We start from the raw sequence: 22286 nt of genomic DNA on the forward strand, positions 1-22286 counted from the left end.
AGGAAGCCTAAGTCTAAATCGCTTCCTTTTTTTAAACATTTTAACGAACCAGTAATCTTTATTCGTCTTTAGTAGAATACATGAGATTTATCATACTTCGAGCAACAATTCTTTTGTTCTTAGCCGGGATTTTTCGAAAATGATTCAAAAGTTCCTCTTCAATTTCATCTAGAATGATTTTGGAGGTATCAATATCATAAATATGGTTTAGATCAATATGTAATTCTTTTGCGATAGCAATCCCGATAGATAATGGCATTTGTGTTCTACCATTAAGATAATAGCTCATAGAGCTACGGCTACAACCAACTTTTTCTGCCAATTCATTTTGACTGATTCGTTTTCGATTTAAAATTCTTTTAATTGTTTCAATAAATGGATCGTTCATGTTTATTTCACACCCTTTACTTTGATTATAGTGTGTGAAATGTCCTGTATTCTATACAGTATACATAATAATGGATAAAATGATGATAAAGTGAGATGTTGTTCATGATTATGAACAGTCTTGCCAAAAAAAATTACTCCTCAGAGTTGCCAAATAAAGCGTAGGTTTTTTGAAATGCATTATCTAAACCAATGCGTTTGATCCAATCAGCTATTTGCTGAAATTCATTTTCATCAAATAATCGATGAAGGTAATCTAATTTTTGTTGCTCATCCCATTGTTCCTTGAGGGCATAAGACTCTTCTTTCATTTGTTCAAGCTCGTTCTCATAATCGATATTTTCTTGTATTTCTTCTTCACTTAGAGCTCTAGGATAAGCATAGGGGAATAATGAAATCTTCTTCTCTTTTTTCATAATTAAAATCTCCTTCCTACTTTATAGTAAAATAAATGTAAGAAATATTCAATAAAAAGCATGACGATTTTAAATTATCTAAGGATATTCACTTGTAAATCAAGCCAATGATATGGTGTTCCTTTTTTTATCATTGATAACATAGGATTGATATAGGAATTGAATCATATGGTAGAATTTGTTGATAATACAAAAAAACTCTGATCATATCAGAGTTTCAACGTTACATGGCGCCTTAGACAAGACTCGAACTTGTGACCTGCCGGTTAACAGCCGGATGCTCTACCGACTGAGCTACTAAGGCACTTTTTTAACGCTTTGATATAATATCATATTCTATTGCTTTTGACAATATCATTTAGAGAATTTCTTGAAATTTTTATGATTTTTTCTAAATTCTTTGTTTGATACAAGATGGAATTCTAGTTTGTGTTTCTTTATAGTAGTTTATGATATCAATTGCCTTTTCACATCCATTTGGGTCTATGTGATAATGGATCCATTTGCCATCTTTTTTTGCTTTGACAATTCCACTGTCAATTAAGATTTTCATATGATGGGATAAAGTGGATTGTCCTATTTGCAATTGATCTAAAAGCTCACATGCACAATGCTCTCCGGATTTTAAAATTTCAAGAATTTCAATTCTGTTTTCATCACAAAATGCTTTGAATATCATTGCTGTTTTTCTACTGCTCAATTCCATAAGAACACCCCTATCTTTAGTTGCTTTTTATAATAAAAGAGATTTCGATGTTTGTCAACTTAAAATTACTTAAGATTGACGTAGCGGTTTATAGAAAAGCATGTTACAATAGCTATGTTCATTTGAAAAATGATAAGGATAAAGGTTCATAAAGCGATTTATGATGAAAAAGGAAGCAGGTGAAATTCCTGCGTGGTCCCGCCGCCGTAACAGGGAGTCTGTTTCATAAGGTCACTGTGTTTCATGGGAAGACGAAACAAGACGAAGAACTGAAACCGGAATACTTGCCTTTATCTATATGGATGTGATTAACGAGCGATTGAGCACACCATGATTGAGAAAGATAAAGTACTCTTTTCATCATGGGAAGAGTTTTTTTATTGAGTATCCTTATCTTTTTCTTTTGTTAGAAAAGGAGAGAACGTATGAAGAAATTATTAAGTTTAGTTTTTGCATGTGCTTTGGCATTTGGCACAGTGGTACCGATTTATGCTAGTGAAAATGTAGCTAGTGTTACGAGTGAGGAGCTAACCACCATCAAAAACGGTAGTATGGCATCTTTAAAGGGAAGTGAGAATACTTTTTATGCACTTTCTGTATTGGCTGATGGGGCTGATGAAGCATCAATGAAACAAATGGAAACAACGACGTTAAAAGCTCAGGAAGCATTGGCAACATCATCTAGAGCTTCAGCTCAAGAAGTGGAAAAGCTTATTCTTTTATCTGAAGGATTGGGATTTGATAGCACACATTATGTGCTAAATGGAGAAACCGTTAATTTGTTTACGGTCCTTGAAGGAAAAACGATCACATTGGTAAATGATTATACATTTGCTTTAGAGGCTCTGTATAGTGCAGGTTATACACCGGCAAAAGAAAGTAACTTAAATAAGGATGCATTGATTCAAACATTATTGAAGCTACGAAATCCGATCGATCAAGCATGGAATTATAATGCGGATTATTCAGGTTCCTATGGAAGCAGTGATCCAGATACCACAGCTATGGTGTTATCTGCATTAGCACCATATGCAAACCAAGATGCGAAGACCATGGGGATAAGTGATGATACCAAAGCAGCAGTTGATGCGGCTGTGATAGCTGGGTTTCAGTATTTATCTTCAATGCAAGGTGTAAGTGGTGCTATGGATAATGGATATGGTGAGAATGCAAGTACAACGGCTTTGACCATTTTAGCAATGACAGCTTATGGAAAAGATGTACTTACAGATCATCAATTTATTCAGAATGGAAAATCTTTGTTGGATGGTTTGATGAACTATAAGAATGCTGAGAATCTTGGATTTGAAGTTGCGAATTGGCAAACCGGTGAAATGGAATTAAATTTGGAATTCAGTACAGAACAGGGATTGCGTGCGCTTGTTGCATTACAAAACAGTAAAGTGAATACACCATATTATTTATATCAAGCAGGAGCATTTGCAAATGAGAATCGTAAACAACAACCGATTATAGAACCGGAAGAAAAACCTGTTGTGACCCCACAGGAACAAGAGAAAAAAGAAGAGCCGATCATCAAAGATACCGCAAAACAAAACAAGGAGCATGGAGCAATCTGCTTATTGTTACTTGTTGGCGCAGGTGTTTTCGCAATTCGTAAATACGCTTAATGATAAGGAGGAAAGGATATGCATAAGAATCATAAGAAAAGGCTTCAATTAGCTATACTTGCTATGATCATCATCGTATCCTTTTCTTTTCTGTTTGTATATGCAAATTCATCTAAGAAAACAGAAGAACAAAGAATCGCTATATCATCTATTGATCATTTGAAACAACTCATACAGATAGATGAGCAGACAGAAAAGAAAACAGATCAAGATACAAAAAAAGAAGAACCAGAAACAACAAAAAAGGAAACAGAAGCTGAAGTACAGACTTCTGATTCATCAAATAAAACACCTTCTACACCACCCAATGAAAAACATAATGAAGAAATAGAACAACCAGAGGCAAAAAAATATGCAACGATTTCTATCGATATGCGAAATATTTTGACTCATGTTGAAGAGGTAGGGGAACCATATCGTGCTTTTATCCCAACAGATGGGGTATTATTGGCTTCCACAAAAGTGGAAATCGAAGATTCTGATACAGCATACTCGCTTTTGGATAAGGTATGTAAGGCAAATGGAATCTCGTTGGATGCCAATCAGGGATATGTGAAATATATCAACCAAATAGGGGAATTCGATGCCGGGACAAGTTCCGGATGGTTATATAAGGTAAATGGTACGATGCCCAATGTGGGAAGTAACGCTTATCATATCAAGGAGAATGATGTGATTGAATGGCGCTATAGCGTAAAAGCGGGTGATATCTGATGCAAGAGCTGAAACGATATCATCCTTTTGTCATTAGTGTTTATGTGTTTACCTTTCTGATGTGGAATACGTTGATTTCTCATCCCTTCATTCATGTAATGATCTTATTGCTATCTTGGATGTTGTTGTTAGAGTTTGATGTATCCATGCGTTCTACTTTACGAAATAATCTATTGTTTATCTTATTGACAACACTAAGCAATCCTATTGTTCAACATCGAGGAGTTTACGTATTATTTACGATATGGAATACTCCGATCACCTTGGAATCCTTAGCTTATGGTGCTGATTTGGGCTGTATGTTAAGTGGTATCATCAATCTATTTCGTATCTATTCTCATATGATTCAAACTGATCAAATTTTATATATGATGACAAGGATATCACCTAATGTTGCAACCGTGTGTTCACTTAGTATGATTCAATTATCAAGGCTACAAAAACAATATCATGATCTTAGTTTCGCAAGGAGTCTTATGGTTCATCATAACAGTTTTTTCGCTAAGATCAAAGAAAATATATGGATCGTATCAAGTTTGATTACTTGGTTGATGGAAACAAGTGTGGAAACATCGTTATCCATGCGTTCCAGAGGTTATGGAATACAAAAACGTAGCTGTTATCAAAAGTACAAAATGGAACGAAGAGATCGTTTGCTTTTGGGATATGAAGTCATTACCATTGGTTTATCTGTTTATGCATCTATGGGACTTAAGTTTTGGTGGTATCCAACCTTTTATGCTCATATCGAGATAGGATCTGCCATTCTTCTTTGTGTTTTGATACTGTTGTATTGTGCATTACCCTTTGTGTTCACAAGAAAGGAGACAGCGCTATGGGAAGATATCGAATCGACATCCGTAAATTAGCTTATCAACGCTCTTCCTCTTTTGCTTTACATGGGATACATATAGAAATTCCTCATGATCAAATCACTTTGATTGCCGGAGAGAGTGGATGTGGGAAAACAACATTGTTACGTATGTTGAAAAAACAGCTTCATCCCAAGATGATCTTAGAGGGAACTATTTTATGGGAAAGTGAAACAAGCGTATCTGTTGAGGAATTATCCGATAGAGAGAGTGCTTTTCAAATAGGCTATGTTTCTCAGCAACCGGAAATGCAATTGGTATCAGATCAGGTTTGGCATGAGCTTGCTTTTGGTTTAGAAAACATGGGAATGGATCAAAAAACTATGCAACGAAGACTCGCAGAGACAGTTTCTTTTCTAGGTCTTGAAGAACTGTATCATACTCCATTAAAAGAGTTGAGTGGGGGACAAAAGCAGATGCTCAATTTAGCAAGCATTTTGATCATGCGTCCTAAGGTCATTTTATTAGATGAACCAACCAGTCAATTAGATCCTGTCGCAAGACAGAAATTTTATGATTTGCTATTACAAATTCATCAAAGCTTTGATATCGGAATGGTAATGGTAGAGCATTCGTTAGAACCATTACTGCCTTATTGTGATCAAATCATATATTTGGAAAAAGGAAGTGTTGCTTATCAAGGAAAGCCGGAATACTTGTATCAATGTTCCTTAGAACATAGTGCTTTGTTACCATTTCCTGCAAGATATATGCAAGAGAATAAACGGATAGAAGAGAAAAATGCAATCAGTGATCATGAGATGCGTATGATGATGAAAGATCAAGTGATACATGAATGGAAACCTAGCAAGGTGGAGGGTCAACCTGTTTTGACTTGTGAGCATATGTATATTCGTTATCATCCAAATCAAAAAGATATTCTCAGAGATTTATCGTTGCAGTTGAAGGAACATGAGATCCTTTGTTTATTCGGTGGAAATGGTAGTGGAAAAACAACATTTTTAAAGGTGTTGAACAGTAAGCAGCGCAAACGATTTGGAAAAGTTGATATCAAGCGAGAACTTCGATATTTACCACAGGATCCTCGATGTTTATTTGTAAAAGATAGCTTGTTGCAGGAATATTTACAATATGCCAACATAGAACAGATAGAAGAAATAGTGAAAACTTTAAAATTAGAAGGCTTATTGAATCAACATCCTTATGATATCTCAGGTGGAGAATTACAGCGTGCGGCACTTGGTTTATTGCTGTTGCAGGTGGAAAAAGATGTGATTTTCCTTTTGGATGAGCCTAGTAAGGGTTTGGATATGTATCATCGTGAACAGTTGGCTAAGCTTTTGAGAAAACTATCTTGCCATCATACGATCTTAATGGTTTCTCATGATGTAGAATTTGCGGCATTGTGTGCAGATCGATGTGGATTTTTATTTGATGGAGCCATTACTTCTTTACAAGATACCAGAAGTTTTTTCCTTGATAATGCGTTTTATACAACCTATTGGCGTAAATGTACAAGAGATCATGACCCATGTGCCATTACTTATCAAGAGGTGATTCCATGAGCAATCTTTGGAAGCGAAGAATCAGTTTGATTGCTTTGTGGGGCGTGTTTCTATTATTTCTTATGAATGGCTTTCAAGAACATTTTCTTTTTTATGCTAATGTAGGTGCTATCTGTATTTTGTCTTTGTGTTGGTATCAATATGATAAAAAAAATCCTAGGTTAAGCGAGCTTGTGTTATGTGCTTGTATGATTACTTTAGCAGTTGCCGGAAGGGTATTCTTCTTATGGGCTCCCGGGTTTAAACCGGTCACGGGGATCGTTATCATTGCAGGCGCAGCACTAGGTGGTTGGAATGGGTTTCTGTGTGGTAGTTTATCTGCATTATTATCGGATATGTTTTTCGGACAGGGACCTTGGACTTTTTTTCAAATGTTAGCATGGGGATGTATTGGGTTAGGGGCAGGATGTTTTCGCCAATGGTTTTCTTCACGTATCGTGCGTATCCTTTATGCGATCGGTGCAGGAGTTTTCTTTAGTGTATTCATGGATGTATATTCTACAATGGCTGCAGGTAGCTTTCTTTGGTCACGTTATATAGCGATTTTATTGACCTCTTTGCCATTTACGATCATGTATATGATTTCCAATATGATATTTGTAGAATTACTATACCCATCATTGATCAAGAAGCTTGATAGAATACGTGATAAATATGATCTTTGATGAATGTCAAAGTACGATGCGATCAAACAAATGATGTTTGATCTTTTTTTTCATTGACAATGAAGGAAATGCATGTTACTGTATGAGTGTACCAATTACACTAGTACAGTTGGAGGTGATGGTATTGTTTATCATTGATACTCGAAGCAGTGTGCCGATCTTTGAACAAATCAAAAAACAAATTCTAGAATTTATTTCCATTGGCATTTTATCCGCAAATGATAAATTACCTTCTGTTAGATCTCTTGCATCTGATCTAGGCATCAATCCTAATACAGTTGCCAAGGCATATCAAGAGTTAGAGGACCATGGATATCTTTATTCAATCAAAGGCAAGGGATGCTTTATCGCAGATAATGAATCAGAGAAACTCATCAAAGTTGAAAAGCTGAAGGAATTCAAAAAGATGGTACAGGATATGAAACAGCATCATATCGAACAAGAACAATTGCTCGTTATCATTCATTCCATTTATGAGGAGGGGAAACCGCATGCTTAATCTCAATTATGTAACAAAAAAGTTTCAAGATACACCTGTTCTTGAACATGTGAATTTAGATATTCCAGAGGGTAGTGTATTTGGCTTAATCGGTCCCAATGGTTCCGGTAAAACAACCTTATTGAAAGTCATTGCCGGTATTATCAAACCTGATTTAGGTAGCGCTAGCATCGATCATGTCAATATATTTGATAATCCCGAAGGTAAGCGACAAATTTTATTGATCAGTGATGATCCATTCTATTTCTTTCAATCAACATTAAAAGAAATGAAGGAATTTTACAAGCTATGGTATCCAGGCTTAGATGAAGCTGTTTACCAAAAATATCTGGCGATATTCCAGCTAGATGAAAAGAAAATGATCAAAGATTTTTCCAAGGGAATGAAGCGACAAGCTTTCATTATTTTGGCACTTGCGATTGCACCTAAATATTTATTATTGGATGAAGCCTTTGATGGGTTGGATCCGGTGATGCGATTAACGTTTAAACGAGCAATCTCTAAAATGATCGAAGAAAAAGATATGACCATTATCATATCTAGCCATAATCTAAGAGAGCTAGAAGATATTTGTGATACCTTTGGTATCTTAGAAGAACATACCATCTCTACTCATGGTAATATCGACGATGCAAGAGAACAGATTCATAAACTTCAATTAGCGTTCTCAGAAACGAAAACATTAGAGGACTTTAAGGAACTGGATATCATGTCCGCAAAGATCCAGTCACGAGTGGTAACACTGGTGGTAAAAGGTGACTTAGAACAGATAGAAGCATATGTCAAAGCCATGGAACCATTGATGATAGAAGTACTCCCTGTCAATTTAGAAGAAGTCTTCCTTTATGAAATGGAAAGAAAGGGGTATGGTGTACATGAATAGCGAATTTAAATCTCATTTACTTTATGAATTAAAAAAGAATCGACGCTCCTTGATCATGATCAACGCATTACTGTTTTTGTTGATACCATTTTACGTCTATATGTCGATTTCAACGGTACGTTATCAACATGGAACCATAGATGAGGTTTTATTTCAAACCTTGATTGAGCAATGTGCAAGTTGTGGTTTTGTGATTGCGTTTATCGCTTCTATCTTTCAATTTCGTTTTCTCTATGATAAACGAATGAATGATACTTATTTTTCTTTACCGATCAAACGTTCTCATCTGTTTTGTGAACAATATGTCATTGGTTTGATTCTTTGATTTATTCCATTGATCATACAATTTCTGCTTGGCTATCTGGTCGCTTATCTTAATCGAGATATGCCGACAATTGAAGGTCCGACACTTTTGATTGGTCTGATTCTTTTGATTGTTTTGATTGTTCAATATACCATTGTGACCTTTTTCAATATCAAGTGTCATCGTATCTTAGATGCGGTCTTTGTGAATGTAGCCTACTTGATACTGCCAGATTTTGTGATTGCGGTGATTGCGACCTTTGTGAATCATCAAACGGAAGTCTTGTTTCAGATACCCGGCAATGTAACGTTTGGCTTTCAAAATATAATTACGCTTTGTTTATCCTTACCGATGTATTTTTACAAATCTATTGTTGCGGGCATCCAGGTAACGATGGGCATGATAGAGCCTGTTGTTATTCCGAACCAATATGATTTTGTATTATCAACAGAAACGAAAATGATCTTGATCTATTGGATCGTTTTGGCCTTGATCGTTTTTCATTTCGCAAAGAAAAGCTTTATTGCCTGTAAAGCAGAATGTTGTGAACAACAGACAACTTCAAAGCTAACCTATCCTTTTATCATAAGATTTATCACGTTGCTAATGATCGTATTTACTTTGAATACAAATCAACAAAACTTATTGATTCCATTCATCATAAGCCTTGGCTTCTACTTTGGAACTTTGTTCTTTGCGCAAAGATGCATTCGTATCAAACGAAAGGATATCTTGTTGTTGATGGGAATCTGCGTGTTTGCCTATGGCATAGGGTGGGGATATCAGATAACAAATGGTTTCGGTATCACACCTCTATATCCTTCATCAGAAAAAGTGGCAAATGCAACTTTCGTTTTATCTGGAGATATTGATTCTATCTATGGAGAAGAGCATGATGAAAATGATCCTAGACGTGGACAGTATACAACAGAGGCATTGGATAAAATTGAAAGTATCATCCATCTACAAGAAAATTTAAAACATGATAATGAGCACGCATTTCAAAATGATGTTATCGCAATGTTCAGTTATGAATTAAAAGATGGAGGATCAATGTCAAGATATTATACCCTTGACTTAAATGAACAACAGAAATCCTTGCTCCTAGATTTCATAAACACATATGAAGTAGAGCAATCAGTAGAATGAAAGAAGCATTCTTCCATGAGAGGAATGCTCTTTTTCATTATCATATGATGATAAAAATACTAAAAAGTATAAAAATCAAAGTGAAAAATACAAAACGAAAGGGTTTACATTCGTAAGCGTAGGGATTAGAATATCTGTATCAGATGGGAAATTGTTAAGATTCTGATGTGAAAACGTTCTTGTTTTATGAAATACAAAACAAGCGATTGTCTTAAAACCTATACTTTTATATACAGCTGATTTTAGGGTAAAAAGTCAGTTTTTTTTTGCGTAATCGAGTAAATTCCACTAGAAAAAGAAGGGTTTTATACTATTTCTAGTATCTCTCATATCGTATAGGTTACGAAACGTATTTTATGAAACAAGAAGAGAGGGAGGTGTTTCATACTTTTTATATGATAAAAATGGTTTGAATGAATGATGGTAATGATATAACTTAACAGGAGGCTATATTAATGAAAAAAAAGCACGCTGTAAACGCTCCAAAGAAAGTCATGACATTGACAGTAGCAGCAACCATGGCTTTGTCATCTACTTCTCCTTTCTTGTTTCGTACGATCAAAGCAGCTACTTCTACTTATGCTAAAGTAGAAGGGAATAAAGTAGTGATCGGAAACGACTATATGACAAGAACATTGTCTATCGCAGATGGAAAAGTGAAAACAGTCAGCATTGACAATAAAAGAGCAAATAAAGAATTTACTCCGGCAGATGGTTCAGAAGATTTCCAAATCAATACCATTGATAATGGAGAAAAAGACGATACACCAAAAGAAGAAATCATTGCGCCTACAAAGGCATTGAATCGTGAAGGATGGAATGCCAAAGCATATGATTCTGCAGGTAATGAAAAAGATGCATCTAATCTATTAGATGGAAATAAAGATAGTATACTTGATTTCTTTGATGGAGTTACAGGCGGTACCTATTTTGATTTGATTTTAGATTTAGGTGAAGCAAAAACATTCCAATCACTTGGCTATGATAAACGCCCTGGCTATGGCGCAGAAGGTTATGGCATGAATGGAACGATCAAAGGATATGAACTTTATGTCAGTGACAATGGCACTGATTGGAACATGGCCGGATCAGGTGAATTCAGTGATACTGTAGATTATCATATCCGTAACGAGGATGGTTTGTATTATGTTGGAGATACGGTTTATGCCAACTTTGATAAGGCATATACTACACAGTATGTAAAAGTAAGAGTCTTGTCTACTTACAGTGGTTCAGCTAGTCCAGACGATTTCTCTTTTACAGGATCAGAAATTAATTTATTTGAAGATAAGAAAACAAGCAGCTTCGATGAAAAACTTCCTACAGCTGAAATAGATCCTACTACTTGGAAAGCTACTTTAGATGGAAAAGACGCATCTAAAATTATAGATGGTGATCGTGGTACCGTAGTAAGCTCTAAACAGAACAAAGATATGATCATTGACTTAGGTAGTGAACAGAAAGTATCCTCTTTCTCTTATCAAAAACGACAAGGCTATCCTGAATCAGCTTATGGTAAAAATGGTACAACAGGAAAATATACTTTGTATGTGAGTGACGATGGAACCAATTGGGCACCAGCCGGTAGTGGAGAATTTAGCGAAAAGGACTATAATCTTCATGAAGTCATTGTACCAAAAGGAGAAACATGGTCAGGGGATGGAAAAACATATCCGGAAGGAACCAAACTTTATAATGTGGGGGATCTAGTATATGGTAATTTTGATAAAGAATATACTACTAGATATGTGAAATTTGTAAGTAATACAGATATTTATGGTTTTGATGAATTCAATTGTGCAGAATTTCATCTTTACTCTGATGCATATCAAAAAGCACAGAATCAAGATAAACCTACCACTTCTGATTTGATCAAATCCAGTGATTTCACACTTTCAGAAGATGGAGTAAAAATCGAAGATACGCAAGTTCCTCATAAGAGTCATGAAACATCAACTGGTAAAAAAGTAACATTTGATTATGAACCGATAAAAGTAAATGATGTAGAATGGGATGTAACTTATGTAATCGTTATGGGTGATGATGATCATTATATGAGATCTTATATTGAACTTACTGCAGATGATCATGAAAAAGCTCAAATCGACTACATTGATATGGATCATTTTGTATTGGATGAGGAAGATGAAGGCATTTGGAGTCATCCTGATTTAAAAGATGTATCCTCTATGTGGATCAAGCCAAATGAGCTTATGTTAGGACAACCGATCTATGTTGATGGATTGTTTATGGGCTCAGAATTTCCAGCTGCGGATACCGATGTGGTAGATGATAAAACACAAATTCGTTATTATTCAGGTAAGACATTTGAAAAACTTTATGAAGATGGGCAATTAAGCAATGATGGAAAATTTGTTTCTTGGCAAAATGTCATTGGCGCAGCAAAAGGCACATCACAAGCAATGGTACAAACAGATTTCTATGAATATATCGAAGATATCGCTACACCGACAGACTTTAGAAAACAATATAATTCATGGTATGATAACATGATGTCCATCACAGATGAAAGTATCGCCAGTTCTTTCCTTGGTGCAGAAGCAGGATTAAATGCACAAGGTGTAGAACCATTAGATTCTTATGTGGTAGATGATGGATGGAATAATTATTACGATGGAAATTATACAGGACCAAGCGCTGATGCAGGAAGCGGTACACCAAATCAAACCGGCTTCTGGGAATTTAATAATAAATTTCCAAATGAATTATACACATCAAGTGCGCTATCTAGTAAACTGCAATCTACCTTTGGTGTTTGGGTAGGTCCACAGGGTGGATATAACTTCTTTAATACCTTTGCACAATACTTAGAATCTATGGGAACAGGATATGTACAATCTAATTCAGCTTTAGGTAAGGTCGTATGTACAGGATCTCACAAATATCAAAAGAACTTTACTGATCGTTTTGTAGATTATCAACAAAGATTCAATATTGATTATTGGAAATGGGATGGTTTCGCATCTAGACCATGTAATGACGCATCACATGATCACATGACAGGCGGAACAAATGATATGTATTTTACTTCAGATATGTGGGAAGGATGGACCAATGTATTTGAAGCAGTAAGAGCAGCAAGAGCAGATGAAGGAAAAGGTTTATGGATCAACGCTACTTGTTATATAAACTTAAGTCCATGGCTGTTACAGTGGGTGAATACGATTTGGGTACAAGATTCAGGAGATACCGGAGTCTTGGGTACCGGTAAAACGCATGAACGTAAAATTTATTATCGTGACAACGTTTATTTTAATTTATACAAACGAAATCAAGTTCAGTTCCCTTTAAAGAATATTTATAACCATGATCCGATCTTTGGTGTATCTGATCAAGATAAAGGAAACCCAGATACGGAAGAATGGCGTGATTATCTATTCGCAAATGCCGCAAGAGGTACTGCTTTCTGGGAATTGTATTTCTCACCTAGTATGTTCAAAGAAGCTCATTGGCAAGTGACTGCTGATGTTTTGGATTTTGCGGAAAATAATTTCAATACTTTGAAAAATGCAAAATTATTCGGTGATCGCCCATCTGAAAATGGTGCAGGGGATGGTGTTTATGGCTATTCTGCATGGGATGGCAATCATGGGGTAGTAAGCTTTGTAAATTCTACCGATCAAGAAATGACATATGAACTAACCTTAAATGGAGAAGTTGGTGTCCCTTCCACGATGGCTCATGCTGCTGAACTACAAGTTCTTCCTTATCAAGGCACACCTACAGGAAAGAGTGTATCCTATGGTGATACGATTACGGTAACATTAGCACCACATGAAGTTAGAATGATGCAATATGGGAATATCGATACTTCTGCACCTGTTGTAACGAATGTAAAAAACACTGGAAATAAGACAATTCGTGTAAGTTTTGATAAGCGTGTAAATGATGATGCAAGCTTTACGATCGAAGGAAATAAGATCACATCTGCAGTATTGATGGATGATTATAGAACTTATGAATTGACAACGGAAAAGGAATTAGGAACAAAAGATGTTGAAATAAAATCTGAAGGATTAAAGAGCACTGCCGGTACTTCATTGAATGGTAACATTGCACTTCGTACTTATGAAGATGGAACCATTGTTTCAGTAGCAGGCGATAAACTAGATCCTATCACGGGTAACTATACGATGGATGTAAATGGAACTAAGAAGATTTCAGATATAGGTATCAAAGGTACAGGTGAGTTTGGTATTAGTTTCAATATCAAAACAACAGATACCGATAAAACTTTATTAACACAAGGAAATGATATCAAAGTTTCTATCGATAAGGATGGTTATTTGGTAGCGAATATCGGATCACAAAGCTTAACTTCGAAAGAAACTGTAACAACGGTTATTGAAAAAGCACATGGATTATTCAATACCGATGCATATGTTGAAACATCGACAGAAGACTTACTAGAAGGTAACATTGCTGATGGTGAACTGCATTCTATTGTAATCACTCGTGAAGCAAATGGAGTATTGAAATTATATGAAAACGGTATGTTAAGAACTTCTGCATACGATGATGGAAAGAAAGATGATATCAAAGATGCAAATGTCGTACTTGGTTCTAATAATTTGAAAGCAGTACTTGGTAATGTAGAGATGATCAATCAAACCATTTCTTATGATGTAGCACAAGCGAATGCAAATGCAATCGTCACAGGAGATGAATCAAGAGCTTTGAATCGTGATGGATGGACAGCAACAGCTTGTAGTGAAATGCCTGAAGGAAATGGGGATTCTAATGCTGCGGCAGCAATCGATGGTAATATGGGTACTTGGTGGCATTCAAATTATAACGGAAAAGATGATCATGATGGAAGCAATCACTATATCGCAATTGATTTTGGTAAAGAAGAAACATTCTCAAGCTTTGAATTAACCGGACGTGCAGGCTCTAATGGGGATGTGTCTAAATATCATTTATATGCTATGCAAAATGGGGAATGGGTAAAAATCGTGGATAACGGAGAATTTGATACATCTTCTGCAGTGAATACAGTTTCATTTGATGAAATAACCGCAACCGGTGTTAAATTAGAATATATAGAATCCGTTGGTGGCTTTGCGGCAGCAAAAGAAATCAATGTCTTATCAAAAGCAAGCCCAATCAACCATGATGCAGTGGTAAAAGCAGCAAGCAATGAAGAAAAAGCAGAAGAAAGCAATTATAGTAAGACTTCTTATAAAGCTTATCTTCAAGCATTTAATAAGCTTATGGACTTGGTAGAAGCAACCAAAGATACAGATACTACCAATTTTGTATTACAAGATATTTTAGATGATCTTGCATCCGCAAAAGCTTCTTTGGTTGATGTTACTTCTTTACGTACAGCCATTAATAATTTAAAAGAAGAACTAAAGAAAACGGATATCTATTCAGCTAATTCGATTACTGAAGCAAAAAAATTAATTGCTCGTGTTGAAGTGCTGTTAGATGATGGAAGTAAAGATACTATCGAACAAGCAGTTGTGGAATTAAATGAATTTAAACTTACTGTGAAAGGTGATGTTACGTCATTAAAAGCATTGATCGCAGATTGGGAATCTAAAAACCCAAGTGATTATACTGAAAAAACATGGAATGACTTCAATGCTGTATTAGAAGAAGCGAAAAAAGTTGCAAATGATGAGAATGTAACAGATGCAATGATCGAAGCTGCGATTTCTAGTATCAATGACAGTAAGGATACTTTGGCTATGATCAAACCAATAGAGGATGCGATCAAAGCATATGAAGCAAAACTAAGTGATAACACTTATACACCTGCATCTATCACAGCAGCCAAAGAAGCATTCAATCAGTTGGCAATTGAGGATGTGAAAAAGAATGGTACAAAAGAAGAGGTAGCATCTATCGTTGATGAAATTCAAAATATCTCTTTTACAAAGAAAGCGAACAAAGATGCATTGCATGATGCCATTGCTGAAGCACAAAAGAACGTAGATTCTGAAAACTACACGGAAGCTAGTAGAGAAGAATTGGCAAAAGCAATCAAAGCACTAGATGCAATCGTGAAAGATGAAAATGCAACTCAAAAAGATGTAGATCAAGCAGTGAAAGAATTGCATAAAGTAACACTGATCGATATCACCGCTTTGAAAGAAGAAATGCAAAAATTCAAAACAAAGATGGGTACAAATGCATTGATTCCAAATAATCAAAAAGATGCAGATGCTTTATATCAACAAGCAAACGCATTACAAAAAGATGGAACGAAAGAAACCATTCAAACATGCATTGATGCTATGAAGAGTTTCAAATTTGAGTATCAGAGCGATAAGAGTGTTCTTGAATCCGCAATCAATACAAAACCTTCTTTAGATAAAGAAGCGTACACAACAGATAGCTGGAATGCGTATCAAAAAGCTTTAGAGAACGCAAACAAGATTTACAAAGATGAAAATGCAACATCTGATCAAATTGCTAATGCAATTGATACATTGCTTGATGCTCGAGCAAATCTAAAAGAAGTTGAGAAACCTTCTGATCAACCAAATAAGGATGAAATGAAAAAGCCTGATACCGGTGATCACACAAATACTGGTATATTATTTGGTGGTATGATGTTAAGTGGAGCTGCTATTGCTTTGCTTATGAAGAAAAGAAGAGATAGCAAAGCATCATAAAAGAAACTAAAATGAAAGAAAGCGAAGATATCGTATGTAATATCTTTGCTTTTTTTCGTATGTTCATATTTTATTGTCACAATCATTTCCCTCTCAGGCCATCCAGCTTTTCATATGTGATAATTTGTCACAAAGATATCATAATATTTTTTGAAATAAGTATTTTTGTTGTGAGTATGTTGTTGTTAAACGTTTACAATATAACTAAAGATGGGAATGTAAATAAATATACATGTTCCAAAGGAGGGGATCTTACATTCATAATATAAATATCATAAAAAAATAATCATATGGTCATAAGCACTTCGTGTTATATGGTCTAGTAGAGGTATCATGTATTCACACATGGTAAACCCTAATTGTAATCTTGATAGAGAGAAGGAGAGAAAAGAAATGTTAAAAAATTTATTGAAAAAGGCAAGCGCACTTGTTCTTACCGTAATGGTGTCATTATCGCTTATGCCCATAACCAATGTATTTGCATCTGGTAATACTTACACAATTGATGATTTACAAGATGGTGATATCGTACAAACAGGAGATATCATAGATAAAGGTTCAACACCAGCACTGGGATATTTTACGTATTGGAAATCTCCAGATTTAACTGGAGATTATAAAATGATTAATTATCCTGCTTCACCTTATACAATAGAAACGTATTTTGATCAAGATACATGGATCGTAAGAAAGGATCATGTATATGGCAATAACTATGATATAACGTTAATACCTGTTCAAGTAACCTCTGATATCACTTTAACTACAGACGGTAATGGTACTGCAAGTTCTGATGTTTCAAAAGCAAAAGAAGGAGATATCGTAACTCTTACTGCTACCCCAAACACAGGTTATAAATTCAAAGAATGGCAAAGTGATGATGTCACTGTAACAAATAACCAATTCACTATGCCTAGCAAAGCGGTTTCTGTAAAAGCAATTTTTGAAGCAGTGACTGTAAATCATAAAGCAACCATTGAAAATGTTGAAGTCAAAGGAGTTGTAGGGGAAATATTTCCTACCCGTACACTAAAAATTAAAATCACGATACAGAATGATAAATTAAATGGAACTGCTAATCCGTTTTCCACTTTAAAAACGAATCTTCCAAAAGGTTTAGGTCTAAATATGAATGATTACACTGGAACTACTTTTACTGTGAGCGTACGTGGTATAGCAGAAATGAGTGGTAAAGGCGTACTGGAAATAACCATTCCTGGTGAATTTCTTGAAAGCGGAGAGGATCTAAAAGTAACAATGAATTCAAAGGCTACCTATGATTTCTCTGAAATCGGTATCACTGCCGGGGCTGGTTCAACACATACAATCGGTGGAAAAAATGACTTGACATTTACATGTAATGGAAGCTTAGATAATTTAGAAGGTATCTATGTAGATAATACATTGGTTGACCCAAGTAACTATACTGTTAAATCTGGAAGTACGATCATGACATTAAAGGCAAGCTATTTGAATACGTTATCTCTTGGAACACATTCATTGAAATTTCAATATAAAAAAGATATGTCTGCGGAAACAAGTTTCAAAATCGTAAAAACTGATGAAGAGAACACAACAGTAGATGAAAATGGTACACCTATCAAAAATACTGGTAAGACTACTTCATCTCATGATACAACTACATTTGCTTTGTTCATGTCTATCTTGGTTTTATCTGGTGTTATGGTAATCAATAAAAGAAAATCAACAAACTAGTTTAAGATAGAGAAATCACTGCATGATTAAGCAAATCATTTCTACCTATACACAATTATCCATAGAGTGACAAAGGTTTATTTGTCACTCTTTTTTTCTATGAAAGAAGAAAAAAGCCGAAAGAGAAAAAAGATAATGATTGGTGATTAGAAATTAATATAAATGAACTTTTGTCACAGATGTTTTCTCTTCATACCATCTACATTTTTATATGTGATAATTTGTCATAAATAAATCATAATAATTTTTTTAATATGCTTTTTTGTTGTGAAAACGTTGTTAGAAAGCGTTTACAATAAAAGCAAAGATGGAAATGCAAATGACAAAAAATTACATTTTCAAAAGGAGGGATCTCACATTCAACTACATGATAAATTTTATGAAAGTCGTTGTAAGGAGGCATGCACAAGAAATAAAACATGAGGAATAAGAGAAAGAACCATAAAGAGGAATATTGAAAGAAGGAAAAAGTGATGAAAAAGAAGCAAAAAATATTACCTAAAATAAACAAATTACTAAAAGTTAGTTTAGCATCTGTATTGGCTTTTTCGCTTGCATATACGAGTGGAATTATCTCTATTAAAGCAAGTGAATATAATCTTGAAAAGGGTAAGACATATGATAATGGTGAACATGGAATATGTGATGAACTTGGAAATAGAGAAAGCGATGGTTATGTATATAACTATCGAGTAAAAGAAAGTAAAGGCCTACCACCAGGCATTACTCCTCAAGTTGGTCAAGGATTTGGTGTTAATTATCCTAATGTATATAAAACATGCTATGTAGGATCACCTGAAAAGTCTGGTATTTATAAATCAGAGATTACTTATTATTATGAGACATATCAAGATGAGCCAAGGAAGCTTTTATCTACGGTAGAAGATACAAGAGAAGTAACTTTACTTATTGAACCTTATGTTACTGGATTCAGTTTAAAAGGTACAAATAGTTTGACAAATGGAAATACAAGTAAATATACAATTGAGGATATTACTTGGAAAGGAAATAAAGATGAAAGTGACCCAATTACAGAGAAATGGGAAGTTACACATAAAAACTCAAGCGGAACTGTGATTGATCAAAATGGAAATCTTACAATTGGCCAAGATGAAACAAAAGAATATGTAACAGTGGAAGCATCCTTGATTAATGGTGGAGTAATCATAGATACAAAGAAAATGGATGTTAAAACAGGAAATATCATTAAAAATGTTACGGGAATTAGTGATGTTATTTCATATGCTTATAATGGTAGATCAGTGACATTGAATGCAACTGTAACACCTTCTGATGCAGTTAAAACAAACATTACTTGGTCATTATCACCTGGATATGATGCCGTAGCTGAACTTAACGGTAATGTTCTAACACCTAAAAATCAAAATAGTATCGTCAAAGTTACAGCTACAATTCCTGGTGGAGGGGTAGATGAAGTAGATTATATACAAGAATTTGAAGTAAAAACATATCCAAACTATTCAGACCCTTTTAAAGCAGTAACAGATATTACTGCAAATGTTCCTACTGAAGTAGAAGCAAAAGATTGGATTATGCTGAATGAATTCAATCCAGAGATATCTCCGTCAGATGCTAGCCAACAAGAGATTACATGGTCTATCCTAGATGCCGGAACAACAGAAACGATATTTAATGATGACCCACGTCAGACTTACTTTCAACCAAAAAAAGAAGGAACACTGATTATAAGAGCTACTGTAAATGGTGGTGCAGATCCATATAAATCTTACACAAAAGATTTTACAATTAAAGTAAACCCTGCATTTGTTAAGGCTAAAAGTGTAGTTGATCTTCCTTATAAAGCTTTTACTGGCGTTGATTTAGAGTTAACTGGTACAGTAAAACCAGATGATGCCACTTATAAAGACATAACAGCATGGACCATCACAGATGCAGGCAATACAGGCGCTACTTTAGACGGTAATATATTAAAGACGACAGCTCCAGGTGTTGTAAACTTAAAAGCAACTGTAAAGAACGGACAAGCTGTAGGTTTAGATATGTGGGAACAATTTAGTGTTAAAGTGATAGATTATGTGCCTGTTGATAGTGCAACACTCAATACTACAACCATAGAAGCTGGTAAAGATAGAAAATACCTTGATTGCTCTGTAAAACCTAAGGATGCTGCTAGTTATCCAATGGAATGGAGCGTTTTAGATGATGGTGGTACTGGTGCAGAAATCGTTGATAATTATTATATGAAAGCAACAAGTCCAGGAACTGTGACTGTAAAATTAATTATCAAACAAGGAACATCATTAACAGAAGATTATGAGAAAACATTTACACTTACAGTTACCGGTGATCATAAGCCGGTTACGGATATTACCGATGTACCAACGAGTGGTGTAGCGGAAACAGATCTTGCATTAACAGGAAAAGTAACTCCGGTAGGAGCTCCTTCTAAAATCACATGGTCTGTAAAGGATGCTGGAACCACAGGTGCAACAATTGATGGTAGTACATTGAAAACAACTGCTGGTGGTACTGTTGTAGTAACAGCTACTATAGTAGGTGGTGGACAAACAGATAAAGATGATTATACAAAAGACTTTACCATTAACATCGCAGCAGTTCATCATAAGGTGACAAACATTACTGGAGTACCAACAAGTGGAACTGCGGATAATAAACTTGAATTAACTGGAACAGTAGAACCAACGAATGCTACAAACAAAAATATTGTATGGAGCATTAAATCAGCCGGTAGTACTGGAGCCGTCTTAAATGGTAAGAATTTAATGACAACAGCCGCCGGAACCGTTACGGTGACTGCGACCATCGCAGGTGGTGGCGAAACTGCAGATGAGGACTATACACAGAATTTTGATATTACTATTGCCGCAAATCCAAATCCATATAAGGCAGTTACCGATATCACAGGAGTTTCTACAAGTGGTACAGCAACCATTGATATGACATTATCAGGAACGATTGCACCAACGGACGCAACCAATCAAAATATTACATGGAGCGTAAAAGATGCAGGAACAACAGGAGCCACAATTGATGGAAACACCTTGAAGACAACCGCAAAAGGAACGGTCGTTGTGACAGCTACTGTAGAAGGCGGTGGAACAACTTCTACACAAGACTATACCAAAGATTTTACGATTACGATCAAAGAAAATCATAAGAGCGTTACCGGTATTACAGGAATTAGCACAAGTGGAACAGCAAAACAAACGATTCTATTGAACGCAACCATCACTCCATCTGATGCATCTAAAACAAATATTGTTTGGACCATCAAGAATGCAGGAACCACAGGTGCTAGTATCGTTAACGGAAATCAATTAAAAACCACAGGTGCCGGAACCGTTGTAGTAACTGCGACAATTCCAGGTGGAGGAGAAACTTCAGATGATGATTATACCAAAGATTTTACGATCACCATTGCCCCTGCTCCTACTTATACCTTAACAAAAGATGTTACTGAATTAACAGGAGCTAAGGTCACATTGTCTGAAACTACAGGAATCGAATCTGATGGCAGTGTTACGGTTGATGTTAGTCCGGATACAGGAAAGAAATTCAATACTGCGCCAGATGTTAGCGTCACAGGAGCACAAATTGATCAGGTCATTACGATGCCAAATGGAGATTATCGATATATTTTAAAGAATTTTACAGCAAATGCAACAGTGAAAGTTGTTGGTGAAGCAAAAAGTGAGGATCCTTTAGAAGAATATCAAATCACAGTAGAAACTAATGGCAATGGAACGGCAAGTGCTAATGTAAATAAATCTGAAGCCGGCAAAGTAATTACGTTATTCAAGGAAGCAAAACCGGGCTATCGATTTGTAAAATGGGAAGTTGTAAATGGAACAATTACCATTAAAAACGATAAATTTACGATGCCAAAAGGCAATGTTTCTATCAAGGCAATCTTTGAAAAGATTCCGGGACCGGATGATCCAGAAACACCAACTGATGATTCCGATAAATCAAATGATGGAAATCAGAATGGATCAGGATCCAATCAAACTTCTAAAGATAAAAATAATTCTGCTATCAAAGATACAGGAGCATCATCAAGCAATACTACAACATCTATGATGGTGTTAATAGCTTTGGCAGGACTTTGTGTTTTAGAAAAGAAAAGAAGAGTTTCAGATAAATAGTATTCATGAATCTATCTAAAGCA

Annotated in this window: 15 protein-coding genes, 1 tRNA gene and 1 riboswitch; of the genes, 12 read left to right on the forward strand and 4 right to left on the reverse strand. The window is 35.4% G+C overall.

The genetic code is table 11. The features are described from left to right. Window positions 1–58 precede the first annotated feature (58 nt). The 4 genes from UGRO018_RS03670 to UGRO018_RS03685 form a co-directional block, all read right to left on the reverse strand. Window positions 59–388, reverse strand: a complete 330-nt coding sequence (locus tag UGRO018_RS03670; protein ID WP_416325102.1) for a helix-turn-helix transcriptional regulator — start codon at window positions 386–388, stop codon at window positions 59–61. 133 nt (window positions 389–521) lie between these two features. Beyond that, window positions 522–803, reverse strand: a complete 282-nt coding sequence (locus UGRO018_RS03675) for a hypothetical protein (RefSeq protein ID WP_416325103.1) — start codon at window positions 801–803, stop codon at window positions 522–524. A 228-nt stretch (window positions 804–1031) separates the two neighbouring features. Further along, window positions 1032–1107, reverse strand: a tRNA-Asn gene (locus UGRO018_RS03680). A gap of 87 nt (window positions 1108–1194) precedes the next feature. Continuing rightward, a complete protein-coding gene (locus UGRO018_RS03685; RefSeq protein ID WP_416325104.1) occupies window positions 1195–1509 on the reverse strand; it encodes an ArsR/SmtB family transcription factor in 315 nt (104 codons plus the stop codon). A gap of 125 nt (window positions 1510–1634) precedes the next feature. Then, a riboswitch (cobalamin riboswitch) is annotated at window positions 1635–1815 on the forward strand. Between the two features lie 119 nt (window positions 1816–1934). Between UGRO018_RS03685 and UGRO018_RS03690 the strand changes: the two genes are divergently transcribed. From UGRO018_RS03690 to UGRO018_RS03745, 12 genes are all read left to right on the forward strand, one after another. Further along, window positions 1935–3140, forward strand: a complete 1206-nt coding sequence (locus tag UGRO018_RS03690) for a prenyltransferase/squalene oxidase repeat-containing protein (protein WP_416325105.1) — start codon at window positions 1935–1937, stop codon at window positions 3138–3140. 18 nt (window positions 3141–3158) lie between these two features. Beyond that, complete coding sequence (locus tag UGRO018_RS03695; protein ID WP_416325106.1) at window positions 3159–3854, forward strand: DUF4430 domain-containing protein; 696 nt, start codon at window positions 3159–3161, stop codon at window positions 3852–3854. Continuing rightward, the gene (locus UGRO018_RS03700) at window positions 3854–4723 is read left to right on the forward strand and encodes an energy-coupling factor transporter transmembrane component T family protein (protein ID WP_416325107.1); all 870 of its coding nucleotides are present in this window, start codon (window positions 3854–3856) and stop codon (window positions 4721–4723) included. Before UGRO018_RS03695 ends, UGRO018_RS03700 begins: the two co-directional genes overlap by 1 nt. Continuing rightward, the gene (locus tag UGRO018_RS03705; protein ID WP_416325108.1) at window positions 4690–6252 is read left to right on the forward strand and encodes an ABC transporter ATP-binding protein; all 1563 of its coding nucleotides are present in this window, start codon (window positions 4690–4692) and stop codon (window positions 6250–6252) included. Before UGRO018_RS03700 ends, UGRO018_RS03705 begins: the two co-directional genes overlap by 34 nt. Continuing rightward, complete coding sequence (locus UGRO018_RS03710; RefSeq protein WP_416325109.1) at window positions 6249–6917, forward strand: ECF transporter S component; 669 nt, start codon at window positions 6249–6251, stop codon at window positions 6915–6917. The genes UGRO018_RS03705 and UGRO018_RS03710 overlap by 4 nt, the downstream gene beginning before the upstream one ends. 82 nt (window positions 6918–6999) lie before the next feature. Continuing rightward, the gene (locus UGRO018_RS03715; protein ID WP_463667548.1) at window positions 7000–7416 is read left to right on the forward strand and encodes a GntR family transcriptional regulator; all 417 of its coding nucleotides are present in this window, start codon (window positions 7000–7002) and stop codon (window positions 7414–7416) included. After that, entirely contained in the window at window positions 7409–8299 is an 891-nt protein-coding gene (locus UGRO018_RS03720; protein ID WP_416325110.1) for an ABC transporter ATP-binding protein, read from the forward strand. The genes UGRO018_RS03715 and UGRO018_RS03720 overlap by 8 nt, the downstream gene beginning before the upstream one ends. After that, entirely contained in the window at window positions 8292–8624 is a 333-nt protein-coding gene (locus tag UGRO018_RS03725; RefSeq protein WP_416325111.1) for a hypothetical protein, read from the forward strand. The genes UGRO018_RS03720 and UGRO018_RS03725 overlap by 8 nt, the downstream gene beginning before the upstream one ends. A 9-nt stretch (window positions 8625–8633) precedes the next feature. After that, window positions 8634–9752, forward strand: a complete 1119-nt coding sequence (locus tag UGRO018_RS03730; RefSeq protein WP_416325112.1) for a hypothetical protein — start codon at window positions 8634–8636, stop codon at window positions 9750–9752. A 455-nt stretch (window positions 9753–10207) separates the two neighbouring features. Beyond that, on the forward strand, window positions 10208–16399 hold the full coding sequence (locus UGRO018_RS03735) for a discoidin domain-containing protein (protein ID WP_416325113.1): 6192 nt from the start codon (window positions 10208–10210) through the stop codon (window positions 16397–16399). Between the two features lie 393 nt (window positions 16400–16792). Continuing rightward, a complete protein-coding gene (locus tag UGRO018_RS03740; RefSeq protein WP_416325114.1) occupies window positions 16793–18115 on the forward strand; it encodes an InlB B-repeat-containing protein in 1323 nt (440 codons plus the stop codon). Between the two features lie 473 nt (window positions 18116–18588). Further along, window positions 18589–22263, forward strand: a complete 3675-nt coding sequence (locus tag UGRO018_RS03745) for an InlB B-repeat-containing protein (RefSeq protein WP_416325115.1) — start codon at window positions 18589–18591, stop codon at window positions 22261–22263. Window positions 22264–22286: the final 23 nt, after the last annotated feature.

It is taken from the genome of Hoskinsella mucinilytica, assembly GCF_045223415.1.
GTDB classification, from domain to species: Bacteria; Bacillota_I; Bacilli_A; order Erysipelotrichales; family Erysipelotrichaceae; genus Hoskinsella; species Hoskinsella mucinilytica.